The 25,315-nt window shown below is 67.2% G+C and carries 27 protein-coding genes; 11 read left to right on the top strand and 16 right to left on the bottom strand.

Translation table 11 applies throughout. From position 1 onward, the window contains the following. From mdcE to ACZK33_RS06150, 6 genes are all read left to right on the top strand, one after another. On the top strand, positions 1 to 705 hold the full coding sequence (gene mdcE / locus ACZK33_RS06175; RefSeq protein ID WP_414576706.1) for a biotin-independent malonate decarboxylase subunit gamma: 705 nt from the start codon (positions 1 to 3) through the stop codon (positions 703 to 705). After that, positions 698 to 1,339, top strand: a complete 642-nt coding sequence (gene mdcG / locus ACZK33_RS06170) for a malonate decarboxylase holo-[acyl-carrier-protein] synthase (RefSeq protein WP_032127618.1) — start codon at positions 698 to 700, stop codon at positions 1,337 to 1,339. The genes mdcE and mdcG overlap by 8 nt, the downstream gene beginning before the upstream one ends. After that, the gene (mdcB, locus tag ACZK33_RS06165) at positions 1,336 to 2,193 is read left to right on the top strand and encodes a triphosphoribosyl-dephospho-CoA synthase MdcB (RefSeq protein WP_423175242.1); all 858 of its coding nucleotides are present in this window, start codon (positions 1,336 to 1,338) and stop codon (positions 2,191 to 2,193) included. Before mdcG ends, mdcB begins: the two co-directional genes overlap by 4 nt. Further along, the gene (gene mdcH, locus ACZK33_RS06160; RefSeq protein ID WP_423175241.1) at positions 2,190 to 3,110 is read left to right on the top strand and encodes a malonate decarboxylase subunit epsilon; all 921 of its coding nucleotides are present in this window, start codon (positions 2,190 to 2,192) and stop codon (positions 3,108 to 3,110) included. Before mdcB ends, mdcH begins: the two co-directional genes overlap by 4 nt. Positions 3,111 to 3,214: 104 nt before the next feature. Beyond that, on the top strand, positions 3,215 to 4,582 hold the full coding sequence (locus ACZK33_RS06155) for an SLC13 family permease (protein WP_032127621.1): 1,368 nt from the start codon (positions 3,215 to 3,217) through the stop codon (positions 4,580 to 4,582). Between the two features lie 105 nt (positions 4,583 to 4,687). Further along, a complete protein-coding gene (locus ACZK33_RS06150; RefSeq protein ID WP_005408509.1) occupies positions 4,688 to 5,407 on the top strand; it encodes a GntR family transcriptional regulator in 720 nt (239 codons plus the stop codon). Positions 5,408 to 5,554: 147 nt separating this feature from the next. On the opposite strand, the gene ACZK33_RS06145 is transcribed toward ACZK33_RS06150, so the two are convergent. After that, positions 5,555 to 5,887: a hypothetical protein gene (locus tag ACZK33_RS06145; RefSeq protein WP_423175240.1), complete on the bottom strand. Its 333-nt coding sequence runs from the start codon at positions 5,885 to 5,887 to the stop codon at positions 5,555 to 5,557. Positions 5,888 to 6,038: 151 nt separating this feature from the next. On the opposite strand from ACZK33_RS06145, the gene ACZK33_RS06140 reads away from it, so the two are divergent. Then, positions 6,039 to 6,986, top strand: a complete 948-nt coding sequence (locus tag ACZK33_RS06140; protein ID WP_032127622.1) for a nucleoside hydrolase — start codon at positions 6,039 to 6,041, stop codon at positions 6,984 to 6,986. A gap of 4 nt (positions 6,987 to 6,990) precedes the next feature. Here ACZK33_RS06140 and ACZK33_RS06135 read toward each other — a convergent pair whose 3' ends face one another. From ACZK33_RS06135 to ACZK33_RS06100, 8 genes are all read right to left on the bottom strand, one after another. Then, positions 6,991 to 8,250, bottom strand: a complete 1,260-nt coding sequence (locus tag ACZK33_RS06135; RefSeq protein ID WP_285302466.1) for an MFS transporter — start codon at positions 8,248 to 8,250, stop codon at positions 6,991 to 6,993. A 78-nt stretch (positions 8,251 to 8,328) separates the two neighbouring features. Then, entirely contained in the window at positions 8,329 to 9,342 is a 1,014-nt protein-coding gene (locus ACZK33_RS06130) for a hypothetical protein (RefSeq protein ID WP_423175239.1), read from the bottom strand. Between the two features lie 97 nt (positions 9,343 to 9,439). Further along, the gene (locus ACZK33_RS06125) at positions 9,440 to 9,850 is read right to left on the bottom strand and encodes a hypothetical protein (RefSeq protein ID WP_423175238.1); all 411 of its coding nucleotides are present in this window, start codon (positions 9,848 to 9,850) and stop codon (positions 9,440 to 9,442) included. Between the two features lie 27 nt (positions 9,851 to 9,877). After that, complete coding sequence (locus ACZK33_RS06120; RefSeq protein ID WP_164079582.1) at positions 9,878 to 11,014, bottom strand: metallophosphoesterase; 1,137 nt, start codon at positions 11,012 to 11,014, stop codon at positions 9,878 to 9,880. Between the two features lie 134 nt (positions 11,015 to 11,148). Beyond that, positions 11,149 to 12,687, bottom strand: a complete 1,539-nt coding sequence (locus ACZK33_RS06115; RefSeq protein WP_049398871.1) for a TerC family protein — start codon at positions 12,685 to 12,687, stop codon at positions 11,149 to 11,151. A gap of 43 nt (positions 12,688 to 12,730) precedes the next feature. Continuing rightward, positions 12,731 to 12,955 (bottom strand): helix-turn-helix domain-containing protein, encoded by a 225-nt coding sequence (locus tag ACZK33_RS06110; RefSeq protein WP_010483459.1) that lies wholly within the window; start codon positions 12,953 to 12,955, stop codon positions 12,731 to 12,733. Beyond that, positions 12,955 to 13,422 carry a DUF2975 domain-containing protein gene (locus ACZK33_RS06105; RefSeq protein ID WP_032127655.1) on the bottom strand — a complete coding sequence of 156 codons (468 nt, stop codon included), beginning with the start codon at positions 13,420 to 13,422 and terminating at the stop codon, positions 12,955 to 12,957. The genes ACZK33_RS06110 and ACZK33_RS06105 overlap by 1 nt, the downstream gene beginning before the upstream one ends. A gap of 182 nt (positions 13,423 to 13,604) precedes the next feature. Beyond that, positions 13,605 to 14,186 carry an NMCC_0638 family (lipo)protein gene (locus tag ACZK33_RS06100; protein ID WP_423175237.1) on the bottom strand — a complete coding sequence of 194 codons (582 nt, stop codon included), beginning with the start codon at positions 14,184 to 14,186 and terminating at the stop codon, positions 13,605 to 13,607. 129 nt (positions 14,187 to 14,315) lie between these two features. Here ACZK33_RS06100 and ACZK33_RS06095 point away from each other — a divergent pair, with 129 nt between their 5' ends. After that, the gene (locus ACZK33_RS06095) at positions 14,316 to 14,627 is read left to right on the top strand and encodes a metalloregulator ArsR/SmtB family transcription factor (RefSeq protein ID WP_004147836.1); all 312 of its coding nucleotides are present in this window, start codon (positions 14,316 to 14,318) and stop codon (positions 14,625 to 14,627) included. A gap of 24 nt (positions 14,628 to 14,651) precedes the next feature. Beyond that, positions 14,652 to 16,046 carry a DUF2867 domain-containing protein gene (locus ACZK33_RS06090; RefSeq protein WP_423175236.1) on the top strand — a complete coding sequence of 465 codons (1,395 nt, stop codon included), beginning with the start codon at positions 14,652 to 14,654 and terminating at the stop codon, positions 16,044 to 16,046. 19 nt (positions 16,047 to 16,065) lie between these two features. On the opposite strand, the gene ACZK33_RS06085 is transcribed toward ACZK33_RS06090, so the two are convergent. From ACZK33_RS06085 to ACZK33_RS06065, 5 genes are all read right to left on the bottom strand, one after another. Next, positions 16,066 to 16,569 (bottom strand): GNAT family N-acetyltransferase, encoded by a 504-nt coding sequence (locus ACZK33_RS06085; protein WP_423175235.1) that lies wholly within the window; start codon positions 16,567 to 16,569, stop codon positions 16,066 to 16,068. Positions 16,570 to 16,583: 14 nt separating this feature from the next. Continuing rightward, complete coding sequence (locus ACZK33_RS06080) at positions 16,584 to 17,021, bottom strand: hypothetical protein (RefSeq protein WP_423175234.1); 438 nt, start codon at positions 17,019 to 17,021, stop codon at positions 16,584 to 16,586. A 72-nt stretch (positions 17,022 to 17,093) separates the two neighbouring features. Then, on the bottom strand, positions 17,094 to 18,836 hold the full coding sequence (locus tag ACZK33_RS06075; RefSeq protein ID WP_423175233.1) for a GGDEF domain-containing protein: 1,743 nt from the start codon (positions 18,834 to 18,836) through the stop codon (positions 17,094 to 17,096). 162 nt (positions 18,837 to 18,998) lie between these two features. After that, positions 18,999 to 20,024: an AI-2E family transporter gene (locus ACZK33_RS06070; protein WP_423175232.1), complete on the bottom strand. Its 1,026-nt coding sequence runs from the start codon at positions 20,022 to 20,024 to the stop codon at positions 18,999 to 19,001. Between the two features lie 135 nt (positions 20,025 to 20,159). Continuing rightward, complete coding sequence (locus ACZK33_RS06065) at positions 20,160 to 21,008, bottom strand: isocitrate lyase/PEP mutase family protein (protein WP_049398866.1); 849 nt, start codon at positions 21,006 to 21,008, stop codon at positions 20,160 to 20,162. 108 nt (positions 21,009 to 21,116) lie between these two features. On the opposite strand from ACZK33_RS06065, the gene ACZK33_RS06060 reads away from it, so the two are divergent. Beyond that, the gene (locus ACZK33_RS06060) at positions 21,117 to 22,013 is read left to right on the top strand and encodes a LysR family transcriptional regulator (RefSeq protein ID WP_107433637.1); all 897 of its coding nucleotides are present in this window, start codon (positions 21,117 to 21,119) and stop codon (positions 22,011 to 22,013) included. On the opposite strand, the gene ACZK33_RS06055 is transcribed toward ACZK33_RS06060, so the two are convergent. After that, complete coding sequence (locus ACZK33_RS06055) at positions 22,001 to 23,053, bottom strand: sensor domain-containing diguanylate cyclase (RefSeq protein ID WP_032127639.1); 1,053 nt, start codon at positions 23,051 to 23,053, stop codon at positions 22,001 to 22,003. The genes ACZK33_RS06060 and ACZK33_RS06055 overlap by 13 nt on opposite strands. Before the next feature lie 104 nt (positions 23,054 to 23,157). After that, on the bottom strand, positions 23,158 to 24,165 hold the full coding sequence (locus tag ACZK33_RS06050) for a LacI family DNA-binding transcriptional regulator (RefSeq protein WP_423175231.1): 1,008 nt from the start codon (positions 24,163 to 24,165) through the stop codon (positions 23,158 to 23,160). 95 nt (positions 24,166 to 24,260) lie between these two features. Here ACZK33_RS06050 and ACZK33_RS06045 point away from each other — a divergent pair, with 95 nt between their 5' ends. Further along, on the top strand, positions 24,261 to 25,313 hold the full coding sequence (locus ACZK33_RS06045) for a sugar phosphate isomerase/epimerase family protein (RefSeq protein ID WP_049422750.1): 1,053 nt from the start codon (positions 24,261 to 24,263) through the stop codon (positions 25,311 to 25,313). Positions 25,314 to 25,315: the final 2 nt, after the last annotated feature.

The following is a 25,315-nucleotide window of genomic DNA, read 5'->3' as shown; positions in this document are numbered from 1 at the left end:
ATGCCGCTGCAGACCCTGCTCGATGCCCTGTTCCCGCATGGGCATGCCATTGCGGTGAACGATTCGGTGCTGACCGGCAGCGCCACCACCGAGGATGGCGAGGTGACCGTGATCGGTACCGCCGACAAACTCGAAGTCGGCGTGGACCACGCATTGGCACTGGCCGAAACCGTGCTTGCCAGCACCGCCGCGCTTCCACAGCGACCGATCGTGATGCTGGTCGACACCGCCGGCCAACGCCTGGCACGCCGTGACGAACTGCTTGGCATCAACGGCTACTTCGCTCACTTGGCGCAGACGCTGGATCTGGCACGCCGACGCGGTGCGCGGCTGGTGACCCTGGTCTATGGCGAGTCGGTCAGCGGCGGCTTTCTGTCGTTCGGCCTGATGGCCGACCACATCCACGCCCTGCCCGATGCACAGGTGCGGGTGATGGACCTGCGCGCGATGGCGCGGGTGACCAAGCAACCGCTGGAGAAACTGCAGGCACTCAGCCAGACCTCGCCGGTGTTCGCGCCGGGCGTGGAGAACTACGTGGCGATGGGTGCGGTGGAATCGCTATGGGAGGGCGATCTTGCCCAGCACCTGCTGCAGGCGCTGCGCACGCCCGCCGAAGGCGACCTGCGTGCCGCACGCGGCGCACAGCGCGGCGGTCGTGCCCTGGCCGCAGGCGTTTCATCTGCGGTGGCCCACGGCGATGCCTGAGCGGCCCGCCCGCCACACGCTGGCCTGGCTGTCGGCCGATGCCGACTGGCGGGCTGACGTGACTGCACAGGAACCACGCCTGGCAGCGTGGTTCGCGCAGGGCCTGCCGGCCATGGTGGCGCGCTGTGCGGCGGACGACCCCGACCCTCGGCTGCGCCTGGGGGTACCGCTACCGCCAAGCGAAGGCAAGCAACGGCTGGCGCTGCGCGTGGCCCTCCAGGACGTCCAGCAGCTGCAGCCTCCCCCTGCCTTGGATCACGTTCTCGCCGGCGGCGTTCCGGCGGATTGGCAGGCGGCGTTGCAGGCAATGCTGCGGCTTGCACCAGCCCGCGTATTCGGCGCCTTCGCATGGCAGCACCTCACCGGACTGCCCTATGTGCACCCGCGCTCGGACATCGACCTGCTGTGGCAGGTGGATGACGCGCGCCAGGCCGACCTGCTGGTCGAACGCCTGCAGCACTGGGAAAGCGCCTATGGGCATCGCGTGGATGGCGAACTGTGCCTGGTGGATGGTGGCGCGGTGAACTGGCGCGAATACGCCGGTCGCAGCCGCGAAGTACTGGTCAAACGCATTGATGGTGCCGCTCTGGAACTGCGCGAGGCCTTGTTCAACGCCACTGGAGTTGTCGCATGAACGCTGTCGTGAAGCGCGTCGCCCGGTCCACCCCGGCGGTGGACAGCGTGCGCCTGGGGCGCCTTGCCATCGCCAGCCTGCACGCCGAACTGGCCCTTGCCCCCAAACCGGGACTGGTTACACCGTTCGATCGCGGCAGCCACCACGACATGGATGCCGGCACCTTCCTGCGCAGCCTGTTCGCGTTGCGCCACTATTTCATCGCCGTGGCCGACGCCGGTGCCAGCGCGGCGCCGTTCCAGACGCTGCGCCGGCATGGCATCGCCGCCGAGATATCGATGCTGCACGCCACTGCGGGCATCAACACCCATCGCGGTGCGATCTTCAGCCTTGGCCTGCTGGTGGCCGCGTCCGCTGCCTGCTGGGGCCGCGCGGGCCGTGTCGCCGCAGCCGAGCAGGTCTGCCAGGAAGTGCGCCGTTGGGCGCCCGAGCTCGCCGACGCGCCTCTGGATGCGAACAGCCCTGGCCAGCGCGCGCGTGCGCGGCACGGCGTGCAAGGTGTGCGCGAACAAGCGGCCGCCGGCTACCCGCTGCTGCGCGAAGTGGCACTGCCTGCCCTGCGCCACGCAGTGGCCAGCGGCCTGCCACGCGGGGCCGCGATGTGCCAGACCCTGATGCAGCTGATCGCGTGCGTGGATGACCTCAACCTGCTGCACCGCGGCGGCGCCGACGGCCTGCGCTGGGCCCAGCGGCAGGCACGCACCTTCCTGGACGCCGGTGGCACCTTCGCGCCGGACTGGCAGGTACATCTGCGTCGCATCGGTGACGGCTTCGTCATGCGCCGGCTGAGCCCGGGCGGCAGCGCAGACCTGTTGGCCTGCAGCGTGTTCCTGCTGCAGCAGGAGCAGGCATGAGCCTGGCCCTGCTCTGCCCTGGCCAAGGCGCGCAGCACGCGGCGATGTTCGATCGCGTGCGCGATCTGGCTGCCGCGCGGCCGGTGCTCGATGCCACGAGCGAACTGCTCGGCCGCGATGTATTCGCCGCTGCGGCGGCCGACGACCGCTTCGACAATGTGCGGGCGCAACCACTGCTGTGCGCAGCAAGCCTGGCGCATTGGCAGGGCCTGCGCGAGGTATTGCCAACCCCGACGGTGATCGCGGGTTACAGCATCGGCGAGCTGGCCGCACATGCCATCGCCGGCGGCGTCGATGCGGCCACCTGCCTTGCCCTGGCTGCGCAGCGCGCGCTGTTGATGGACAGTGCCAGCCCCGCCGATGCAGGCCTGCAGGCAGTGCTTGGCCTGGAACGCCATGTACTGCAGCCGCTGTGCGATCTGCACGGAGCGCACGTGGCCATCGCCAACGGGCAGGACCATTTCATCGTGGGCGGCACGCACGCCTCATTGCAGCGGCTGGCCGATGCCGCGCGGCCGCAGGGTGCGGACATCCGTCCACTGCCGGTGCACGTGCCTGCACACACACCGTTGCTGGCAGCGGCGGTCGCACCGTTCGCTGCCGCACTCGACGCCTCGCCACTGCAGGCCCCACGCCTGCCGCTGCTGGCCGGCATCGATGCGCGACCGGTGCGGGATCGCGCAACGGCAGTCCACACGCTGTCGGCGCAGCTCGTGCAGACCATCGAATGGGCGCAGGTGATGCGCCAGGCCTTCGAGCGTGGCGCGCGGGTATTCCTGCAGCTGGGCCCGGGCAACGCATTGGCGCGCATGGTCGCGCCGGCCTATCCGTGCTGCGAGGTGCGCGCGGTGGAAGAGTTCCAGAGCCTTGAAGGCGCCGCGGCGTGGGTCCGCAGCGCGCTGGAGCGGCTGCAGTAACGGGTTCGAGCAGTACGTATCACGCAACACGCAGTACGTCGCCTTACCCCGGGATGGCGGGTCTCCATCCGCGCTGTACGTGAGTCACGTGTCTGGGAGGGCGCATGAGTCCACAAATCGCAACGATCATCGGTCTGGTGATCATGTTCATCGTCGCCACCGCGATGCCGATCAACATGGGTGCCGTCGCCTTCGCGCTGGCCTTCATCATCGGCGGGCTGTGGGTCGACATGGGCGGCAAGGAGGTCCTGGCCGGCTTTCCCGGCGATCTGTTCCTGACCCTGGTCGGCATTACCTATCTGTTCGCCATCGCGCAGAAGAACGGCACCATCGACCTGCTGGTGCACTGGGCAGTGAAAGCCGTTCGCGGCCATATCGTGGCCATTCCGTGGGTGATGTTCGTGATCACCGCGGTCCTCACTGCGTTCGGTGCACTGGGCCCGGCGGCGGTCGCGATCATCGGCCCGGTCGCGCTGCGCTTTGCCAAGCAGTACAACATCAATCCACTGATGATGGGCCTGCTGGTCATCCATGGTGCGCAGGCGGGCGGCTTCTCGCCGATCAGCGTGTACGGCAGCATCACCAATGGCGTGGTGCAGAAAGCCGGGCTGGAAGTGACCGAGATGGCGGTGTTCCTGACCAGTCTGGGCTTCAACTTCATGATGGCGACGATCTGCTTCTTCGCCTTTGGTGGCATCGCCCTGCTGCGCCGTGGCTCGATCACCGCAGCAGGAACACTCGGCAATGCCGAGCTGGCGATGGCCGGTGGCCCGCAGGCGTCGTCGCGCCAGTTCGCGATCGAAGGTCATGGCGCGCTGGTCGCGGCAGGCGGCGGCACGCTCAGCAATGATCCGGTGGCACTGGATGCGGTGAACCTGACCCGCGAGCGGTTGTTCACCCTGATCGGCCTGCTCGGCCTGGGCGTGGCCGCGCTGATCTACAACCTCAACGTCGGCCTGGTCTCGATCACCGTGGCGGTGGCGCTGGCGCTGTTGTCCCCGCAGAGCCAGAAGGGTGCGGTCGATGGCATCAGCTGGTCCACCGTGCTGCTGATCTGCGGCGTGGTGACCTACATCGGCGTGCTGGAACATGCCGGCGCGGTGGACTTCATCGGCAACGGTGTGTCCGACATCGGCATCCCGCTGCTCGGTGCGCTGCTGGTCTGCTACGTCGGCGGCATCGTCTCCGCATTCGCTTCGTCGGCAGCGGTACTCGGCGCGACGATCCCATTGGCGGTGCCGTTCCTGATGCAGGGCCACCTCAGCGCCGCCGGCGTGATCTGCGCGCTGGCGGTGTCATCCACCATTGTCGATGTCAGCCCGTTCTCGACCAATGGCGCACTGGTGGTGGCCTCGGCAGCGAAGGAAGAGCGCGAGACCCTGTTCCGCCGCTTCCTGGTCTACAGCGGACTGGTGGTGGCGCTAGGGCCGCTGCTGGCCTGGCTGGTGTTCGTGGTGCCAGGCTGGATGTAACCACCCAACGGTAGTGCCGGCCGCTGGCCGGCACTCTCATGAAGCCATCCAGCAATCATGGGTTGCCGGCCAGCGGCCGGCACTACCTGGCGGTACACTTCCACCATGGCCATTGCCCCTGCCCCGCGGTCACCGAAGAAGCGCGCACCTCTGTACGAAGAGGTGGCCGAACACGTGCGCGAGCGCATCTACGATTACCGGCTGCCGCCGGGAGAATGGATCGACGAGCCCGCGCTGTGCGAAGAACTGGGCATCAGCCGCACACCCCTGCGCGAGGCGCTGAAGCTGCTGGCCGCCGAAGGCCTGGTGCAGATCGATGCGGGTCGTGGCAGCCGGGTCACGCGACTGACGCTGGAAGACCTCAACCAGCTGTTCCCGGTGATGGCGATGCTGGAAGGCCGCTGCGCGCATGAGGCGGTCAGGCACATCGACGATGCCGGCGTGCAGCAGCTCGAAGACCTGCATGCGGCGATGGAAACCGCGGCAGCCGAGGGCAACATCGCCGAGTACTACCGCAACAACTACCTGATCCACGAAACCGTGCAGCACTACGCGGGCAACCCGTGGCTGATCCGCATCACCCACGACCTGCACCGCATCCTGAAAATGCACCGTGGCCGCCAGCTGTTGACGCCGGGCCGCACCGCGCAGTCGTTGGCCGAACACCGCGAGTTGATGGAGTGCTTCCGCCGCCGCGACGCGCAGGCTGCCGAACGCACCATGGAACGCCATCTGCTGAGCCAGGGCCAGGCACTGGCCGCCTATGTGGCGGCAGGCGGGCTGCTGAACGTACCGGCGCCGTTGCCGACCGAAGGCGGCGGCTGAGCTGTTGAGGTTGCCGGCAGCGGCCGGCACTACCGGCCGCAGCCAACCGCTGTTCTGTAGAGTCGAGCCATGCTCGACTGCCTTTCGATCAGGCACCGCGGCGTTGGAGCGAAGTGCAGTCGAGCATGGCTCGACTCTACAGAGACCTCAATCGCTGCAGCTGCCACCACCACCGTCACTGCTGCCGCCGTCGCTTCCACAGTCGGAGCTGCTGTAGCTGTGATGACTGTGGCTGTCCCCGGAATAGCCGCCGGAGAAATCGGCGGGCCCACCGCCACTGCCATCGCTCCGCGCGGATGAGTCATCGGCCGTGGCCATTGCCATGCACAGGATCGCGCCGACCAGCGGCAGCAGCCAGACCAGCAGCAACTGCACCGTCCGGCCGCCCGCCGACAGGCCATCACGCCTGACGATCACCACGGTAGCCACCACGTTCAGGCCCAGCACCAGCAGGACCAGCAGAAGGGCAACGATCAGCATTCGGCGACTCCGTGCCTGGACTGGGGGCATTATGGCCTGCCACCCCGGCAATGGCCCTGCCTGTCATGAAGATGGGACAATGTAGGGCGCGCCGGCCTGCCCCGTGGCCGCCGGCGCCCCCCGCACCACACGGAAGAAGAAGAACAACAACATGCTGAAAGTCATTTTCGATACCGACCCGGGCGTCGACGACGCCCTGGCCCTGCTGTACCTGCACAAGCACGCCCAGATCGACCTGATCGGCGTCACCACCACCTTCGGCAACGCCTCGGTGGAGTCGACCACCCACAATGCGCTGTACCTGAAGCAGGCCTGGGGCTTTGCCGCTCCGGTCGCGCGCGGTGCCGGCGGCCCGCTGCAGCCGGAAGCCACCCCGGAAGCCTGGCCGGTGCACATCCATGGCCACAACGGCCTGGGCAACCACCCGGTGCCGGCCAGCCTGGACGTGGCCGCCGATGCGCGCCCGGCCCACCAGCTGATCATCGACCTGGTCCGCGCCCATCCGGGCGAAGTGACCCTGGTCGCGGTCGGTCGCATGACCAACCTGGCCCTGGCCCTGCAGCAGGCCCCGGACATCGCCGGCCTGGTGCGCGGCGTGGTGATCATGGGTGGCGCTTTCCACGTCAACGGCAACATCACCCCGGCCGCCGAGGCCAATATCTGGGGCGACGCCGAAGCCGCCGACGTGGTGTTCACCGCCAGCTGGCCGGTTACTGCGATCGGTCTGGACGTGACCACCCGCGTGGAAATGGACCGTGACGGCCTGGACACGCTGGCTGCCATCGGCGGTGCCGACGCCGAGCTGGTGCGTGCGCTGTCGCAGGACTACGTGGACTTCTACCTGCAGGCCGGCCACAAGGGCATGGTCGTGCACGACTGCTGCGCGTGCATCGCGCTGACCCGCCCGGAGCTGTTCCAGTTCGAGCGCGCCAGCGTGCGCGTGGCCACCGACGGTGTCGCCCGCGGCATGACCATTCCCAAGCCGGAAGGCCTGGCGTTCGGTCCCAGCGTGTGGGATGGCCACGTGGTGCAGTCGATTGCCATCGGCGTGGATGCGGCCGCGGTACTGGCCGACATCGAGCAGACCCTGAAGGTCTGACCCGCTAGCGCTTGGCCCTGCCCGGGACCGTCTCGGGCAGGGTCCACAGCACCGGCAGCACCAGCACCGCCACCAGCGCGATCATCGCGCCCGGCGCCGCTGCCCAGCCGCTGCGCTCCACCCACCATTGCGCCAGCCATGGCGTTGCGCCGCCGAAGAAGGCGGTGGCCATGGTCACCCCCAGTGCCAGCCCGCTGACCCGGCCTTCGCCGGGGAACTGCTCGGCCGTGGCCGGGGCCGCGACCGCGCTCACGCCACCGGCCACGCAGGCCAGCAGCATCGCGGCCAGCGCGATGCCCAGCGGCGCCGCCTGTGCCATCCAGGCGAACAGGGACAGCGGCAACAGCGCTGCCAGCACCGTCAGGCCCAGCAGCATCGGCCGCCGCCCGACGCGGTCGGACAATGCGCCGCACAGCGGCGTGATCACGATCACGGCCACCGCCGCAATCGTCGACAGCCACAGTGCATCACCTTCGTCATGACCCTGCGCATGCAGGAATGCCGGCACATAGGTGATGCCGACGTAGTAAGTGATCGATCCCAGCGCCGAAATCGCAAACGTGCGCGCTACCGCCAGCGGGTGGTTACGCAATACGTGGCGAAGCGGCGTAGCCGGAATACTGCCCTCGCGACGCTGGCGTTCGAACTCCGGCGATTCGTGCATGCCCGAGCGCGCAACCAGGATCACCAGTGCCAGCGCGGCACCGAAGAAGAACGGAATGCGCCAGCCCCAGCTGTCCAGCTGCGCGGTGGGCAGCAGCGCAACCGTAAGCGCCGAGATCGCCACCGCCAGCAGCGCGCCCACCTCACTGGCCGCCGATGCCAGCGAGGTGACCAGGCCACGTCGCCGTGCTGGCGCGCTTTCCAGCAGGTACGCCACCACGCCCGTGTACTCACCGCCCACCGAAAATGCCATCACGCAGCGCAGTACCAGCAGCAGCACGCCCGCCGTGGTACCTGCCGTGGCCGCAGTCGGCAGCAGCGCAGTAGCCAGCATCGCCGCCGCCATCAAGGCCATCGACGCCAGCAGCATCCAGCGCCGGCCCAGGCGGTCGCCCAGGTGGCCAAAGCACAGTGCGCCCAGCGGGCGCATCAGGTAGGACACCGCAAAGCCGGCCAGGGTGACCAGCAGCGCCTGCTCGCCACCACCGAAGAACACCCGCGACAGCACCGTGGCGAAGTACAGGTACAAGGTGAAGTCGTACCACTCCACCACCGTGGACAGGCCGGCCACCCACATCGAGCGCTGCCGCTCGGCAGTCATTGCGTGTTCGCCTTCAACAGCCTCGATCCCGGTTGCGCAGGTTCGGGGCAGGATGTCATGGCCGGGGTGAAATACCGGTCATCGGCTGTCCGTCGCCTGCATGTACTGGGTTTCATGGCCGGTGAATCGCTCACCGTCAAAGCCGAAGCAGAAGCGTCCTTCCTCGAACACGTGGTAGACCAGCAACGCACCATCAAGGCAGAACTGCTGCTGGTCCACACCCGTTTCCAGGGTCCCGTAGCCGGCGGCGTCTCCGCCCTTCCCCGCCGGGCCGGTGAAGGCATCGATCGGCAATGGCGTGGCGCGTCCGGTGCGGGTGTCGACCAGCACCAGCGTGCGCTGGAAGTACTCGGGACGATCATCGACCTGTACCAACAGATAGTGCTGGTTGAAATTGGGCTTCTGATGCTGGAGAGCTTCTTCAATGGCGGCCCGGTGCCGCGCATCGCAGAAGTCGACCGGGCTGTAGCGGTAGCTGCAACCGTCGTGGTCGTAGGGCAGGTTCATGCCGGAATAGCTGACGCTGCCCTTGCTCCCCGCATCGTCCCCCGGTTCGGGCGTGCTGCACAGCAGCCACGAACGCTGCGCATCCTCCGGGTCGGCCAACAGCTTCGGCTCACGGCCCGCTTCGTAAGCCGCGCCACCCGGGAAGTCCTGCCCCAGGTGCTGGCGGGCGATTGAACGCGCCTTCTCCAACGGCAGGCCGATCTTCACGCCACGGAACGAGACGAACGTCATCGTCGGCAGGATCACCTCTTCCACCGGCAATCCTTTCCATTGCCCACCCGTGCAGAACGTGGCGATCTCATTCTCTTCGTCCACCTTGCAGGGCTTCGGCGCATTCGCGGCCAGCCAGGGATGGGCCGGGCGATCGGTCTGAACGTCGATGTACCAGCCGTCCAGCGCGCAGCTCGGCAGCGCATCGAGCAGCGGAGAGAGGTCTTCTGCCATGGCCGGGGCGGCAAGCGGTGTGCCCGCTGCGGGTGCTCCGGTCGGCGCATCCGTTGTGCGCTGGCATGCCGCCAGCGCGAGCAGACCAACCAGCAGCGCGACGTGGCGCGGACGCCGGATTGAATGATGCGCTCCCTGCATTGCGTGTTTCCTGGTTTCAGAACCCAGTGCAGATGATCGCCGATCCGGGGCCAGCTGGGACGCTGGGTGCTGCGCGAGCTCCACGCATGGCGTGGAGCTACCCGGTGTGCTGGTTTGCCGCCCTGTAAGCGGCGTAGGCATCGAGGATCTTCTGCATCCGGGCCTGCTGCTTCGCGCCCATCGGCACCCGCTGCACGCGCTTCAGCAGCGTCTTCCACATATATCCGGAACGGAAGAAGTAGGGCCGCACCTCAAGGAAGGTCAGCACGACATCCACCGTATTCGGATCCTGCTCAGCCAGTTGCTTCAGTGCATTGGCGTAGCCACCCGGGAACGCAAGCTGTTCATAGCGCTGGCTGTATTCCGCGCAGGCTGCCGCGTGCTGCTGCATTTCTTCCGGGCCACGCCAGCGCGCGCCAGCGGCTTCGCGGATGGCTTGGCGCAGCCGATTGATCTCGTCCGCATTGGCGCGGATCAGACGTTCCATGGGTGCGCGGGGATGGGACATGGTTCCTTCCCTGTGGTTTGTCAGGGGTCACGGGGCGCGGCGCAGGGTGATCAGGGTGATTTCCGAAGGAACGCCGATGCGTGCCGGGAAACCGGCCCACAGGCCAGCACCATTGCTCACGTACAGTGTCATGCCATCCACCTCGTAACGCCCGGACACATAACCGCCATTGGCGCGCTTCACCAGCTGGTCCATGCCAATGATCTGGCCGCCATGTGTATGCCCGGACAGCTGCAGCTTCACCCCACGCGCGGCAGCCTCGCGTGCGTTGCGCGGGCGATGGTCGAGCAGGATCACCGGTGCGCCCGGATCGGCGCCAGCCAGCGCGGCCTCCAGGTCCGGCAGCGGCAGACCGTAGCGTGCGGCCACCGGGTCGGTGACGCCGGCAATGGTCAGCGCCGCGTCACCGCGTCGTACCTGCAGATGACTGTTCTCCAGCACCTGCATGTGCAGCGCGCGGAACGCCTGCATCCAGTCCTGGTACTGCGCGTAGTACTCGTGGTTGCCGGTGATGGCAATGACGCCATCCGGCGCCTGCAGGTCGGCCAACGGACGCGCGTCGTCGCGACGGGCCTCGACACTGCCGTCGATCAGATCGCCAGTAATCACGATCAGGTCCGGCTTCAGCGCATTGCTCTCCTCCACCACCCTGCGCACCCAGTCGCCGGTCAGCAGGCGGCTGGCATGGATGTCGGTCAGCTGCAGCACGCGATAGCCGTCGAACCCGGCCGGCAACCCGGCGATGCTCACCTCGATCTGCCTGGGCTTGGGCACCGCCATTCCCTGGCTGACGCCATAGGCGCTGACCAGCAGCGCCAGCACACCCGCCGCCGGGCGCAGCTTCGGCGCGCGCAACGCCGATACAGCACGTGGCCTGCGCAGGATGCGCGACACCAGCAGGCCCGCGTCCAGCACCAGCAGGAACAGCGCCAGCAGCAGTACGGCAGTCGAACCCGTGGCCAACGAGGCGATGGCCAGCTTCGGGATTTCCGGCGAGGCCATCGTGCCCCAGAACATGGCGACGATGCGCAGCTGCACGGCAACGCTCACCAGCAGCAGCGACAGCACGACCTTCATCCAGATGGGCATGCGCAGTGGCCAGAACAGGCGCCAGGCCACATACAGGCCCATCAACAAACCGATCGTACTCAGCACTGCAACCATCCTGGAAAGAAAGCGGGCCCGCCATGGTGACGGTTGCCGGCAGTGTTGTGTAGAGCCGGGCCCGTACCCGGCTGCTCAGGAAGCAGTCGAGCATGGCTCGACTCTACAGAGGGCCAGTCGAGCATGGCTCGACTCTACGAAAGCCCGATGCGTTCCACCCGCAGGCGGGCGATGCGACGCTTCTCCATTGCCAGTACGGTGATGCGTACATCCGCAATCTCCACCGTGTCACCGATGTCCGGCAGGCGACCCAACTGCTCCAGTACCAGTCCGGAGATGGTCATGTAGTCGGCACTGCGCGGCAGCGACACGCCGGCCAGGCGCTGCAGGTCGTCCAGGGTCAGCGCACCGTCGGCCTCCCACTGGTTCTCGCCCTGCGCCTCCACGCCATAGCGCTCGTCCTGGGTGTCGACCAGGTCACCGGCAATGGCCGCCAGCAGATCGTTGGCGGTCACCAGGCCTTCCACACTGCCGTACTCGTCCACCGCTACCGCCAACGGCACCGGGTGCTGGCGGATCAGTTCCAGCGCCTGCAGTGCGCTGGCGCTGGACAGCACGTACTGCGGCTCGCGCAGGTTGCCCTCCAGCTGCAGCGGCCTGCCCTGCAGCAGGTCGGCCAGAAGGTCGCGGCTCTGCACCACGCCGCGCAGGCTGTCCAGGTCGCCATCACCCACCAGCAGGCGGGTGTGCGGCGATGCCACCAGGCGTGCCACCACATCCTCCTGCCCACGTGCCAGGTCGATCCACTGCACGTCGGCACGCACGGTCATCACGCTCGACACCGGGCGATCAGCCAGGCCCAGCACGCTGCGGATCATCTCGTGCTCGGCCGGCTGCAACCGCTCTTCGGCATCGACGTGTTCGTCAGCGTTTTCGTCGTCGTGGCCATTGGCCGGGCGCGCGCCCAGCATGCGCAGCACGGCGTCGGCGGTACGCTGGCGGAACGGCTGGCGACGCTCGTTGCGCTCGCGATTGAAGCGCACCCACTGGTTGAAGGCTTCAACCAGGATCGAGAAGGCGATCGCCGCGTACAGATAACCCTTCGGGATCTTGTAGCCCAGGCCTTCGGCCACCAGGCTGAAACCGATCATCAACAGGAAGCCCAGGCACAGCACGACCACCGTAGGATGCTTGTTGACGAAACGGGTCAGCGGCTTGCTGGCCACCAGCATCAGCACCATCGCGATGGTCACCGCGGCATACATCACGCCCAGGTTGTCGACCATACCAACTGCGGTGATCACCGAGTCCAGCGAGAACACCGCATCGAGCACCACGATCTGTGCCACCACCATCGCGAAGCTGGCGTAGACCTTCTTGCCATCCTCGTGATGCTCGCGGCCCTCCAGCCGCTCGTGCAGTTCCATCGTGCCCTTGAACAGCAGGAACAGACCACCGCCCAGCAGGATCAGGTCACGCCCGGAGAAGCTGTGGTCGAACAGCGTGAGCAGCGGTTCGGTCAACTTCATGATCCATGCCAGCGCGGCCAGCAGCACCAGCCGCATCAGCAGGGCCAGCGCCAGGCCGATCACCCGCGCGCGGTCACGCTGGTGCGGCGGCAGTTTGTCGGCCAGGATCGCGATGAACACCAGGTTGTCGATGCCGAGAACGATCTCCAGCACGACCAGGGTTGCAAGGCCCATCCATATCGAGGGGTCAGCCAACCATTCCATTTCAGGTCCGTTTCGTCAGTAGGTAAGGGAGAAGGGGAAACACTCAGTCAGCGTCCTGCGCCTGCGTCGGGTCATGCCCGAGCAGGTCACCGGGCGTGCACTGCAGCTCACGGCAGATCGCATCAAGTGTGGAAAAGCGGATGGCGCGCGCCTTGCCGGTTTTCAGGATCGACAGGTTGGCCAGGGTGATGTCGATGCGCCCGGCCAGCTCGGACAGGGTCATGCCCCGTTCCTGCAGCATGCGGTCCAGGGTGATGACAATCGCCATCAGATGACACCGTCGAGGTCATCGCGCATTGCCGCACCAACGGCAAACACGCGTGCCAGCACGAACAGCATCAGCACCGCGACCAGACCGGTGATCGACATGCCGCCGCCCACCTCCATCCAGGTGAAGTCCGGGCCCATCCAGGCGGCGTAGGCGCCGATCAGGATCGACAGCACCTCCATCGACAGCATCAGCCAGGCCATGCGCTGCAGGCGCTGTGCATTGGCGTGGGTGAACGGCCGCTCGCGCGCCGCCGACTTCAACAGCCGCAGCAGGTGGCGCAGGAACATCAGGCACAGCACCAGCAGCGCGACGATCGCGCCCAGGCCCAGGCAGAAATGCAGGAACAGGTCGCTGCCATGCACGGCAGCGGCATCAGCGTCGTGGATGCTGTCGAGCAGCCAGCTGCGGTCGTGGGCGACCAGCGGCACGGCCAGCAGTGCGGCCAGGATGCCCAGCCAGCACATCGCCCGCACCGCCTGTACGGCGGCCTGGGCCAGGGTGAACAAGCCTCGCGCGGGTCTGGCGCGGGCGGGACGAGCGGTCAAGCGGCCTCCGGCATTGGGGTGGCCTCGCCGCCCCGGATGAATTTATCGATAAACGATATACCACTTGCCGCGTGAAAGGCTGAATCGCGAGCGTGGGCCCTTCAGGGCCCAGGCGCGCCCTGCGCCAGCATCGCTTCGCCCGGGGCCGCCGAGGCCATCGCCTGCACGCCGGCTTCGGCCGCCTGCCGTGTGACCAGGCGGAATCGCACCTGCAGCTTGCTCTGCCCCGGCGTGGCCCAGCCGTACTGGATGGCCACCTGATCGGCCGACAGCGGCCCACGCCCTGGCAGCGACCGCACCTGCAACGGCTTCGGTGCGGCCTGCACCAACCGGGCGAATCCCTTCTGCACGACCGCCGCGTCGGCCTTTTCGGCGTAGACCGTACACGTGCCATCGTCAGCCCAGCTCACCGCATAGCGGCCACTGGCCAGAGGCACCATCCAGGCCACGCCCGATTGCCCCTGCAACAGCGTCGCGGCTTCGGCGGGCTGCAACGGCGACAGCCCATTGGATTCCATCAGCGACTGCAACCGCGCCGGGGCACCGATGTGCTGCATGCAGGCAGTATCGAACAGCTCGCTGAAGGGATCCTGCGCAGGGGCCTTGCCCTTTGCAGTACGCGCAGGTTGCGCCACCGCCAGGGTGGGCAGCACGGCCAAAGCCAGCCAGAACACAGGACGCATCGGGATTCCACGCTACGGAAAACAGCAGGGAGGATGGCAAAGCCCGGGCGCCACGCGCAACGGGTCATGGCTTGACAGCCGCCGCTGGCGGGAGGAGCATCAGTTAACGAATTAGTTAATTAGCTCGCCATAGACCGTATCTTCGAAGCCCTCGCCTCCACCGCCCGCCGCCAGATCCTGGCCTATCTCAGCGCCGGTGAGCTGAGCGCGGGCGAGCTGGCCGAACGCTTCGACTTCAGCAAGCCGGCGCTGTCCAGCCACCTGCGCATCCTCGAGGAAGCCGGCCTGATCGAACGCGAGAAGCGCGGCCAGTTCGTCTACTTCCGGCAGGTGCCCGACCGCTTGGCCAACACGCTGTTTTCCTGGGCAGCCGAAGTGTGTCCGGTCGGCGGCCCGCTGAAGCGCGAAGCACGCGCGCGCCGCAAGTCCCCAGCCCGCTGAACCGCCCCGCCAAGGAGCATGACCATGCCTGGTTCGACCCGCGACCGCCGTTCGTTTCCAAGGGTGCAGCTTCCGGGGCAGGAGGGCGGCAGCCCGACCGAAGTCACCTTGATCGCGCAGCTCGGCATCGGTGCCGGTGATGTGCTGGTGACCGACGCCAGCCAGCGCCAGCGCCACCACCCGGCCTTCGTCGATGCGCTGGACGAGCCTTCGGCGCGACTGGGCGGCATGCATCTGCAGCAGGGCGACGCCTCCTCGCTGTACAGCTTCACCGTCGGTGCCGGTGGCCACCCGTTTCATCGCCATGCAGGCCCGCGCATGTTCACCGCCATCGCCGGAAGCGCAGGCGCCGAGCTGCGCTTCGCCACCGCCTCCGACGCGCAGCTGGCGCGCGATCCCGCTGCCTTCGCACGCACGCTGCGGCGCATCCGCATTCCACCGGACTGCCTGTTCACCGTGCGCTTCGGCGGCGGCACCTGGCACCAGTTCGCATCGAACCATCGCGCACATCCGGCGCTGTTCGCGTTGTCCTGCCACAGCAATGAGCTGGCCGGGGCGATGGATGAGCAGGCCCGTGCACAGGTTCAACGCAACGCGGCCGATATCCCCAGCCTGACCGAGGTACTGCCCGATGCCCACTGGCCATCGGCCACCGCACTCGCGGCAGCGCCACTGCTGCAGTTGTCGCTGCAGGCCGCCCCCCCCAGCCTGAGTGCTCAGCTGTGTGCGCGTACCCGTGCCCTGCTCGGTCCGCTGCGCCGGATTCCACTGCGGCCGCTGCGCGGGTTCGTCGAACGCGCCACACCGGCCTACCCGGTCCAGTCACAGGCACCACACAGCGACGGGCTGCTGGCCACTGCGCTGCCGCACAGCCACTACCAGGACCAGACCACGCTGTGCCTGGACAGCGCGCAGGTCGCGCATCACTCCGCGTCGGTACTGCTGGCCGATGTACTGGAGGGCTTCCTGCGCAATCCGCCCACCGGCGTGGGCCACCTGATGGCACTGCGTAACCGCCTCGTGGCGCCGTTGCGGCTGCGTACGTCGCCGCTCGGCTGCCCGGTATCGTCACTGCTGTCGACCGACCGCAGCCGGTTGTTCGCCTGTCGCTATCCAGTGTTGGATTCGCACGTCGATGCAGAAGATGACTGTGCCGAAGTGCTGCTCGGCGCCGATGATCGCCATCTACGTTTCCGCAGCAGCGTACGGGTACGGCGCTGTGCCGATGGCCAGTTCGAGATCAGCCTCGGCTCACGCGTGCAGACCCTCAATGCGTTCGGCCGCATCTACATGGCACTGATCGATGCCGCACACCGGCACTACGTGGCACCAGCGCTGTTGCGGCGTGCTGTCGAACACGCGCTGGCGCCGGAACTGGCCACCGTTGATGCGTGGATGACGCGCCCGGTGCACCGATGATGCCGGCCAGCGGCCGGCACTACCGGGTGCTGTAGCGGTAGACCAGATCATCCGCATCGCTGCGCACGGCGTGCGCATCGAGCGCCCCGCCCAGGCGCCGCGCGACGGCCTGCGATGCCAGGTTGTCCGGCGCCATGTAGCTGACCAGCGTCGGCAGCCGCACCACCACGAACGCCCAATCGCGTAGTGCACCGGCCGCTTCAGTGGCAAAGCCCTGCCCTTCATGGCCGTCGTACAGCAACCAGCCCAGCTCCTTTTCAGGAAACAGCGGGCCATGATTGATCCCGACCTGGCCGATGCAGGCTCCCGTATCGGCACGCTCGATCATCAACGCGCCATGGCCGAACAGATGCCAGCTGGCGAGGTCATGGCAGAACTGCCCCCACGCCGCCACCTCACCGAACGGCCCGCCCATTCCCCGCGCACGCGGCGAGGCCAGGAACGCGGCATAGACGCCGAAGTCATCCAGCTGCTGTGGACGCAGCCGCAGGCGCACGGTGTGCAGGGTTGGAATCTCAAGCACGACGGCGCACAGGATCAATACACGGCCAGGTGGCCACAACCGCGGCGCTGCGGCTGCCCTTCCATCGTCACCTGCACGCTGGCCAGGGTGTCCACACCTTCGGCAGTGCGACACGACTCACGCTTGATCTCGACGATGGCGGGCTGCTGGCCAAGCTCGCCGTTGAGCACGATCAGCGAGCTCGGTGCATCGGCCGGCTGCCCCGGATAGCGCAGCGTGCCCTTGTGGGTACGGCCGTCAGCGCTGAGGCTGGCATCGTGGTTGCCCTGGCCGGTGGAGGCGATCTCGATGCTCCAACCCGCACCGCCGCCGGTGAAAGCCGGCACCGGGCTCAGGTCGGCGGCAACCGAGGGGTGGCGCGGCGCATCCGCAGCGGTCTGCGACGAAGTGGAGGTACAGCCGGCCAGCATCCCGGCCAGCAGCGCTGCAGCAACGACGGGGCAAACGGTCATGATGCGCTCCTGCCAGATGGTCGAAGGTCCAGTCTAGGCAGCCATGCGTGCGCCAGCGATGAACATGATGTTTCAGCGTGGAATGCGCCCACCACCGGCGACCCGCACGCGGTCGCGGCCCTGCGCCTTGGCCTGGTACATGGCCGCATCGGCGGCACGCAGCAGGGTCCGCCAGCCCAAGGCGTCGGTAGCACCGCGGGCCACGCCGAAGCTGGCGGTCACCCGCAGCACGGTACCGCCGGCCACCACGATGTCCAGCTGCTGCAGCGCAAGCCGCAGCGATTCGGCCAGCTGTCGGCCAGCGGCCAGGTCACCGTCGGCCAGCAGCACCAGGAACTCCTCGCCACCATAGCGGGAAATGCTGTCGCTGCGGCGAAGATGGCGCTGCAGCAGTTGCGCCACCTGTACCAGCACTTCATCACCCGCATCGTGGCCATGACCATCATTGATCGATTTGAAGCGATCAACGTCCAGCAGGATCACCACTGCGCTCATCCGCCCCTCGTCGTGGCGCTGCTGCACCAGTTCCTCCAGCGCGCGACGGTTCAGCAGTCCGGTCAATTCATCGGTGCCGGCCAGCTGGCGCAGCTCGCTGGTCAGCGCCGAGCGTTCGCGCGACTTCTCACGCAGCACTTCAATCGCATCGAACAGGCGCTGCATCTCGGCCAGCGGATGGGTGACATGCTGCTCGGGCCCCGGCGCTTCGGAGGCAATCTGGATCACCTGCCGTTGTGCCTGCAGCAGAGGCCGCAGGATCTGCAGATGCGCGATACGCAGCGCCACACCCAGTACCACCAGGGTTCCCAGCGCGGTGGCCAGAAGTACCGCCAGCCGCGTGGCCTCCCGGTTGCGGGTGTGCTCGAACCTGGCGATGGACACACTCAGGTAACCGTCACGCAGCGCCTCAAACGACTGCAGGGTCGGCACGTAGCGCGTGGTGAACTCGGCAGCGGTCCACGGCGGCGGCAGGCCACGCCGTCCGTCGTCGATCAGCTGTTCGATCATCGGCAGTGACTCGCCGAAGAACTGCCGGCGCGCCATATCCCAATGCCAGGACAGCGTCGGATCACTGCGGAACACCGATTCGTGGCTGCCGGCCAGCCGCCACAGTTCCAACAGGCGGCCCTCGGTCTGCAGCGCCGCGCGCACCTGTTCGTTGCGCCAGGCACCGGGGACCGCCACCGGCGCCATCACGTTGGAGGCCAGACGCCCGCCGTGTTCGCGCAGGTCGATCAGCACCTGCCCCTGCATGGCTGGAATCGCCGCTTCGCGGTCGGCCCGGACCAGTACGTTGATCTGTGCCGAGGTCAGCAGGTGCAGGCGGTCGACCACGGCAAACATGCCGCTGATCGCGCGCTCCACGTCTTCGACGCGTCGTGCGTCGCGCGGCTGCGCTGCCACCCGGTCCACGCCCGCGCGTGCCGACTGCAGGCGACGTTGCGCGTCTGCCAGCATCCCATGCTCATCCACCACGCCCGGATCAGCCGTGAACACGGCATCCAGCTGCTGCAGCGCGGTGTCCACACGCCTGCGCACCACCGCCAGCTGCAGCGTAAGCCGCGCATGCTCGCTGGCATCGGCCGGGTCGGCACCGAGCAGGCTGTTGGCCGGGCCGCGTTCGGCCGAGACCAGGTTGGCCAGGTCGAAGGTCTGGCGCAGCTGGCGCAGGCTGACCAGGTTGTCCTCGGCAGCGCTGTAGCGCAGCGTGCCCTGGACCAGCGCGATGGCCATCAACGGCAGCGTACAGACCACGAACGACCCCGCCAGGATCCAGACCCAGGTCCGCAGTCCGATGGGCGATGCCTTGCCGGCCATGCAAATTTCCCCTGAAGTGCGGATCACTGTAGCCGCCGGTCCCGGGAGCGCCAAGCCAGTGCCGCGCGAACCGTGACCATGGGTATACCGCAGCCACCGCGAACGCGCCGGCAAGGTCTCACCCCGCGCCGGGCTGAGGCGAATGCGTCACACCCTGCCGTACTAGATCCAGCGCTGGTCGACCAGTTCGCGCTTCACGTAGGCGTAGAACACCGGCGCCGCCACCAGGCCGGGCAGGCCGAACGCCGCTTCCATCACCAGCATCGCCAACAGCAGCTCCCAGGCGCGGGCCTGGATTTCGCCGCCAACGATGCGCGCATTGAGGAAGTACTCCAGCTTGTGGATCACGATCAGGTACAGCAGCGCCGCCACGGCCACGTAGAACGAGACCGACAGCGCGACGATGGTGATGATGGTGTTGGAAATGATGTTGCCCACCACCGGCAGCAGGCCGGCGATGAAGGTGATCAGTACCAGGGTCTTGGACAGTGGCAGGTGCACGCCGAACAACGGCAGCACGCCCAGCAGGAAGATGCCGGTGAACACGGTGTTGAGCAGCGAGATCTTCACCTGCGCGAACACCACCTGGCGGAACGCGGTGGCCAGGCGGCTGGTGCGGCCGATCAGCTCCTGCGCCAGCGGGCCCATCTTCGGCAGCGGCAGTTCGTCATACAGCGCGATCATCGCGCCCAGCACCATACCGATCAGTACGCGTACGCCCACCTGCACCACCGAGGTACCGGCCACGCCCAGCTGGCGCTGATGCTCGGCGGCCCAGTCGTTCAGTGCCGTGCGCAGCGCCGGCATGTCCTCGGGGATGTACGGCTGCAGCAGCGCCGGCACCTGGTGCCGCGACGAATTGAGGATCTCCATCAGCCGCGCCAGCAATGCGTCCGGTCCACCGGTCTCGTTGCGGAAAAATGACGCCACGCCGATCCCGGCCAGCACCAGCGCGCTGATGATCACCGCTGACAGCACGATCACCGCGATCGCCCGCGCCCGGCCTGGCGGCAGCTTGCCCTCCACGGTGGAGGCCAGCAGGTGGGTCAGCTGGAACACCAGCAGGCCCGACAGCAGGGTCACCACCAGGCCCAGCTTCAACGCCAGCCACATGCCCAGCAGCATCATCAGCCAGGCCGCGATCCTCGGGACGGGGGGCTTGGGCTGGGCAACGAGGGCGTCTTGCATGGGCGGCACGTCCGGGCAGGGTGGCCCATGGTAGAGGATTGGCGGCGATGATTCCGGGTGAAGGATGAACAGGCAACACACGCGGATTCCGCCGCCCCTTCTCCGTCCATCGGCACGTCCGCAATCACGCCCGGATCACACCCGGTCCAGTGCCAGATACCGCGCCGTGCGCACGATCGTCTCACGCTCGCCGAAGCTGGCCAGCTCGCCGGCAACACGCCCGCTGTCGCCAGTCGCTGCGATCTCCTGCAGAGTGCGCTGCATGGCCCGGATCGCAGCGCGCTGCAGGTCCGAGGGAATGATCACCAGCCGGTAATCGAGTTCGGCCAGCCGCGCCACGGGTACCAGCGGCGTCTTGCCGCTGTGGAACATGTTGATCAGCTTCGGCCCGGGAACCTGCTGCGAAATCACCTCGATCTGCTCCAGCGTTTCCGGTGCCTCGACGAAGATCATGTCCGCGCCCGCGTCCACATAGGCCTGCGCCCGTTCGATCGCCGCATCCAGGCCTTCGCAGGCGATGGCATCGGTACGCGCGATGATCATCAACTCCGGGTCGATCCGCGACTGGCAGGCGACACGGATCTTCGTGCACATCTCGCCCGCGTCGACCAGCGTCTTGTCATCCAGGTGTCCGCAGCGCTTGGGGAAGGCCTGGTCCTCGATATGCAGGGCGGCAACGCCTGCCCTTTCGAACGCGCGCACCGTGCGTTCAACATTCGCGGTGCCGCCGAAGCCGGTGTCAGCGTCGGCGATCACCGGCAGATCGCAGGCATCGACGATCCGTTCAACCTGCGCAAGCACTTCGCTGAGGCCGAGCAGGCCGATGTCCGGCACGCCGGCCGAACGCGCGATGGCGCCGCCGCTGGCATACACCGCATCGAAGCCGGCCAGCTCCACCAGGCGTGCCGACAATCCATCGAATGCACCTGGCGCAATCACGCTGCCCTGGCGGAGCAGATCGCGCAACTGACGTGTCTTTTTCATGTGGTCTCCCTTGTCGTTGGACATCTGCCGTGGGATACCGATGATGTTGCCGCCAGCGGCGACCGTCCAATACCGTGTTCGTACAGCACCAGAACGTTTGAGGTTCCAATGGAACTGCGGCACCTGCGCTACTTCGTCATGACTGCCCAGCTGCAGAGCTTCACCAAGGCCGCCGAGGCCCTGCATATCGCCCAGCCGCCGCTCGGGCAGCAGATCCGCGCCCTGGAGGAAGAGATCGGCACACCGCTGTTCCACCGGCAGGGACGCGGCATCGTGCTCAGCGATGCTGGCCAGGTATTCTGGAAAGCCGCGGAGGACATCCTCGCGCGCGTCGACCAGGCCAAGGAGGAGGCGCTGCGCGCCGCACGCGGCGAGGTCGGCACGTTGACATTGGGGCTGACCGAATCGGCGACCTACAACGAGGCGGTCACCGCGCTGATGCGCAGCTTCCAGCGGGCGCATCCGGCAGTGCAGGTGCGGCTGGTAGAAGATGGCAGTGAATCCCTGGTCCGGCGCCTCGATGATGGCGAGCTCGATGCAGTAATCGTGCGCCCGCCGTTTTCCAATACCGGTGAACGGATGACACAGCAACTCAGTGCCGAACCCCTGGTGGCAGTACTGCCGGCCGATCACCCTTTGGCGTGCCGGACGAGCATCGCGCTGATCGAGCTGCGCGACGAGCGCTTCATCCTGTTCTCGCGGAAATCGGGCCAGGGCCTGAGTGCAGACGTCGTCGCTGCCTGCCGCAGCCAGGGCTTTGCGCCCACCATCCAGCAGGAAGCGCCGCAGGTGGCTTCAGCGATCAACCTTGCCGCTGCCGGCCTGGGCATCGCCATCGTGCCGGCCTCGATGCAGAGCATGCACCGCAGCGGCCTGGCTTTTGTTGCGCTGGAACTGGGCATGCCGACCACTACGCTGCAGTTGGCGGTGCGCTGCAAGCCTCCGGCAACGGCCGCCCAGCTGCTGGCCTGCGCCAGAGACGTGTCAACACCTCATTCGCCATAGCTGGCGTTGTTCTTGCCCTGGCGCTTGGCGTGGTACAGCGCGCGGTCGGCCAGTGCCAGCCAGTCCTCGACGCTGCCGCCGCGCGGCGTCGCCGCGATTCCGATGCTGACGCTGAACTCGATGCCCGGGGTTGCCTGCCGTGCTGCCTCCAGAAGTTGCAGCCGAACCCGCTCTGCCACATGCATCGCATCGACGGGCGCACAGTCCTGCAGCAGCACGACGAACTCGTCGCCTCCCAGCCGCGCAGGGGTATCCCCGGGCCGGGCGAAGGCGCGCAAGGTGGAGGCGATATGGCGCAGCACTTCGTCCCCGGCGCGATGACCGTGCGAGTCATTGATGCGCTTGAAGTCATCAACATCAAGCATCAGCAGGCAGGCAAAACCACCCTGCCCCTGCGCCTTGTCCAGTGCCTGCTGCGCACGGACGATCAGGAAGCCGCGGTTGGCCAGCTCCACCAGCGGGTCCATGCGGCTCAGCCGCTTCAACTGGCGGTTCTGCGATTTCACCCGCCGCGCCAGCTGCCAGCTGAGGATGCTGAGGCCGATGCCGTAGACGAACAGGAACGGCACGCTGAGCACGATCGTGCGCTGCGATGACACCGGCTGGTAAGGAAACCCGAGGCCCCACCAGGTGAGCGCGAATCCCGCTACCAGTGCCAGTGTGGCCCGTACCGCCAGCTTCACCCCACCGGCGGCGATCTTGTCGGCGACCAGCAGCGCGGCGAACAACGCACTGGGTACCACGCTGAGCCCCATGAAGGCGATCCAGCCACCGCCGAAGAAGGAATCAACCACCATGCAACGGAACTGGACCACCGCAGGCTGCCGTGAGCGCTGGGTCAGCACCAGCGCGAGCGCCGGCCAGGCCAGCGCGTTGAGCAGCAGCAACACCCAGGCCCACGGGCCGTCCTGACGTTCAAGAATGATCGAGGCGATGGGAATCGCGCCCAGCCCATTGCCCACGAAGCGCATCCAGCCGATGCGACGTGCCGCGCCGATGCCTTCGACCGCGACTTCCGTCGAGTCCGTCAAGAACGGCATTGCCGACCCCCTTGCGCGATCGCACGCCCTTGCCGGGCGGCCTGTGGTGAGTCTGACACCTCTGCGTCAATTCGGGATCAAGGATTCACGGCGGTTATCCTGCCTCACCCACGCCTGGGTGGCGCCGTTGAACCCCGCAGCATCAGGGTGAAATCCAGCGTCTGCTGCAGCGGCACATCCATGTGCTCGATAATGGCAAGCAGCAGGTTGACCGCGCGCTCACCGATCTCCCGCATCGGTTGCCGGATGGTGGTCAACGGCGGCGTGAGGTAGCGGGAAGATGCCAGATCATCGAAGCCGACGATGGACAGATCCTCCGGCACGCGGATGCCCAGATCGCGGCAGGCCGCCAGGGTGCCCAGCGCCATCTGATCGCTGAAACAGAAGATCGCCGTTGGCGCAGACATGCCGTCCAGCAGCGCCATGGCAGCCGCATGGCCGGATTCCACCGAAAAGTCACCCGGCACGATGTTCAGCTGGCGCAGGCGTCCGCGCGCCTTGCCAGCCGCCCGCACCCCTTCCAGCCGTTGCTGGTGCAGCGGATTGTCCGGCGGTCCGCCGACCACGGCGATCCGCTCGTGTCCCAGCCCATACAGATGTTCCATCACCACGCGCGCGGCCGCGGCGTTATCGATATGGACGCTGGGAATGCCCAGTGCGGGGTCGAACTCGCAGCCGTTGATCACCGGCGCGGCGGCACCGCGCTGCTGGACGATCTCGCGCGCCGTGGGCGGCAGGCGGTGCCCCAGCACGATCATGCCGTCGGCCTCGTTGCGCCGGAGCATCTGCGCATAGCGCTCCTCGCGGTCGGGTTGATGCTGGGTATCGCCGAGCAGAACCGCATAGCCGACCGCCTGCGCGGCCTCCTCCGCCCCCTGCAGGATCTGCGCGAAGAACGGATTTGCGATGTCCGGGACGGTGACCAGGATCTTGCCGCTGCGCTGGGTCTTGAGCGTGCGGGCCACTGTGTTGGGCACATAGCCCAGTGCGGCGGCGGCCTGCTCGATGCGCGCGCGGGTAGCCGGCAACACTTTGTCCGGCCGGGAAAGCGCCCGCGACACCGTGCCTGCGGAGACGCCGACGTGCTTCGCGATGTCGTAGATGGTGGCCATGGCGTTAGTTCTCCTGTCTGCTGTGCAGTGCACAACAGGTCCTGCGTGAGCCCCTGCTAGGATAATGCAATCGATTGCATCGAGGGCGAATCACGTTGAAGACGCTCAAGGGTCCAGCGCTGTTCCTGGCGCAGTTCATCGGCGACACAGCTCCTTTTGATCGGCTGGACACGCTGGCCGGATGGGCCGCGGGTCTGGGCTATTCTGGCGTACAAGTCCCCACCGGCGCGCCCCACCTGTTCGATCTGGCCGAGGCCGCGCGCAGCCAGGCGTACTGCGACGACGTCGCCGGCATGCTGGCCGGTCATGGCGTGCAGATCACCGAGCTGTCCACCCATCTGCAGGGGCAGCTGGTCGCGGTGCATCCGGCCTACGACAGCCTGTTCGACGGATTCGCGCCGGCGGACAAGCGCGGCGATCCGGCTGCCCGCCAGGCTTGGGCAGTCGAGCAGCTTCTGCTGGCCGCCAAAGCCAGCCAGCGCCTGGGGCTGACCGCGCATGCCACGTTCTCCGGCGCATTGGCCTGGCCCTATTTCTATCCCTGGCCGCAGCGTCCACCGGGACTGGTGGAAGAAGCCTTCGCCGAACTCGGCCGCCGCTGGCGCCCGATCCTGGATGCGTTCGACGCCTGCGGCGTGGACCTGTGCTTCGAGATCCACCCGGGTGAAGACCTGCACGACGGCGCGACCTTCGAGCGCTTCCTCGACGTGGTGGACCATCACCCCCGCGCCAAGATCCTGTACGACCCCAGCCACCTGCTGCTGCAGCAGATGGACTACCTGGGTTTCATCGACCGCTACCACGCGCGTATCGGCATCTTCCACGTCAAGGACGCGGAGTATCGCGCCAGCGCGAGCAGCGGCGTGTATGGCGGCTACCAGGACTGGATCGATCGTCCGGGCCGGTTCCGTTCGCCCGGTGATGGCCAGATCGACTTCAAGGCGATCTTCTCCAAGTTCGCCCAGTACGACTTCCCCGGATGGGCGGTACTGGAATGGGAGTGCTGCCTGAAGCACCCGGAGGACGGCGCACGCGAAGGTGCCGCCTTCATCCGCGACCACATCATCCGGGTGACCGAGCGCGCCTTCGATGACTTTGCCGACAGTGGCACGGACGCCGCATCACTGCACCACATGCTGGGAATCTGAGC

The organism is Stenotrophomonas sp. 86156_Sma, assembly GCF_056481625.1.
Note: the sequence above shows the minus strand (reverse complement) of the source record. Positions and strands in the feature narration are given on the sequence as shown.

Excerpts from the sequence above, each read along its gene's own strand:
- ACZK33_RS06070 (WP_423175232.1), bottom strand. The coding sequence starts at position 20,024 with ATGCAAGACGCCCTCGTTGCCCAGCCCAAGCCCCCCGTCCCGAGGATC.
- mdcB (WP_423175242.1), top strand. The coding sequence starts at position 1,336 with ATGAACGCTGTCGTGAAGCGCGTCGCCCGGTCCACCCCGGCGGTGGAC.
- ACZK33_RS06130 (WP_423175239.1), bottom strand. The coding sequence starts at position 9,342 with ATGCAGGGAGCGCATCATTCAATCCGGCGTCCGCGCCACGTCGCGCTG.
- mdcG (WP_032127618.1), top strand. The coding sequence starts at position 698 with ATGCCTGAGCGGCCCGCCCGCCACACGCTGGCCTGGCTGTCGGCCGAT.
- ACZK33_RS06140 (WP_032127622.1), top strand. The coding sequence starts at position 6,039 with ATGCTGAAAGTCATTTTCGATACCGACCCGGGCGTCGACGACGCCCTG.
- ACZK33_RS06135 (WP_285302466.1), bottom strand. The coding sequence starts at position 8,250 with ATGACTGCCGAGCGGCAGCGCTCGATGTGGGTGGCCGGCCTGTCCACG.
- ACZK33_RS06125 (WP_423175238.1), bottom strand. The coding sequence starts at position 9,850 with ATGTCCCATCCCCGCGCACCCATGGAACGTCTGATCCGCGCCAATGCG.
- ACZK33_RS06105 (WP_032127655.1), bottom strand. The coding sequence starts at position 13,422 with ATGTGCTGGCTGGGCATCCTGGCCGCACTGCTGGCCGTGCCGCTGGTC.
- ACZK33_RS06065 (WP_049398866.1), bottom strand. The coding sequence starts at position 21,008 with ATGAAAAAGACACGTCAGTTGCGCGATCTGCTCCGCCAGGGCAGCGTG.
- ACZK33_RS06050 (WP_423175231.1), bottom strand. The coding sequence starts at position 24,165 with ATGGCCACCATCTACGACATCGCGAAGCACGTCGGCGTCTCCGCAGGC.
- ACZK33_RS06145 (WP_423175240.1), bottom strand. The coding sequence starts at position 5,887 with ATGCTGATCGTTGCCCTTCTGCTGGTCCTGCTGGTGCTGGGCCTGAAC.
- ACZK33_RS06055 (WP_032127639.1), bottom strand. The coding sequence starts at position 23,053 with ATGCCGTTCTTGACGGACTCGACGGAAGTCGCGGTCGAAGGCATCGGC.
- ACZK33_RS06075 (WP_423175233.1), bottom strand. The coding sequence starts at position 18,836 with ATGGCCGGCAAGGCATCGCCCATCGGACTGCGGACCTGGGTCTGGATC.
- ACZK33_RS06110 (WP_010483459.1), bottom strand. The coding sequence starts at position 12,955 with ATGGCGATTGTCATCACCCTGGACCGCATGCTGCAGGAACGGGGCATG.
- ACZK33_RS06060 (WP_107433637.1), top strand. The coding sequence starts at position 21,117 with ATGGAACTGCGGCACCTGCGCTACTTCGTCATGACTGCCCAGCTGCAG.
- mdcE (WP_414576706.1), top strand. The coding sequence starts at position 1 with ATGCCGCTGCAGACCCTGCTCGATGCCCTGTTCCCGCATGGGCATGCC.
- ACZK33_RS06150 (WP_005408509.1), top strand. The coding sequence starts at position 4,688 with ATGGCCATTGCCCCTGCCCCGCGGTCACCGAAGAAGCGCGCACCTCTG.
- ACZK33_RS06120 (WP_164079582.1), bottom strand. The coding sequence starts at position 11,014 with ATGGTTGCAGTGCTGAGTACGATCGGTTTGTTGATGGGCCTGTATGTG.
- ACZK33_RS06100 (WP_423175237.1), bottom strand. The coding sequence starts at position 14,186 with ATGCGTCCTGTGTTCTGGCTGGCTTTGGCCGTGCTGCCCACCCTGGCG.
- ACZK33_RS06090 (WP_423175236.1), top strand. The coding sequence starts at position 14,652 with ATGCCTGGTTCGACCCGCGACCGCCGTTCGTTTCCAAGGGTGCAGCTT.
- ACZK33_RS06155 (WP_032127621.1), top strand. The coding sequence starts at position 3,215 with ATGAGTCCACAAATCGCAACGATCATCGGTCTGGTGATCATGTTCATC.
- ACZK33_RS06080 (WP_423175234.1), bottom strand. The coding sequence starts at position 17,021 with ATGACCGTTTGCCCCGTCGTTGCTGCAGCGCTGCTGGCCGGGATGCTG.
- mdcH (WP_423175241.1), top strand. The coding sequence starts at position 2,190 with ATGAGCCTGGCCCTGCTCTGCCCTGGCCAAGGCGCGCAGCACGCGGCG.
- ACZK33_RS06115 (WP_049398871.1), bottom strand. The coding sequence starts at position 12,687 with ATGGAATGGTTGGCTGACCCCTCGATATGGATGGGCCTTGCAACCCTG.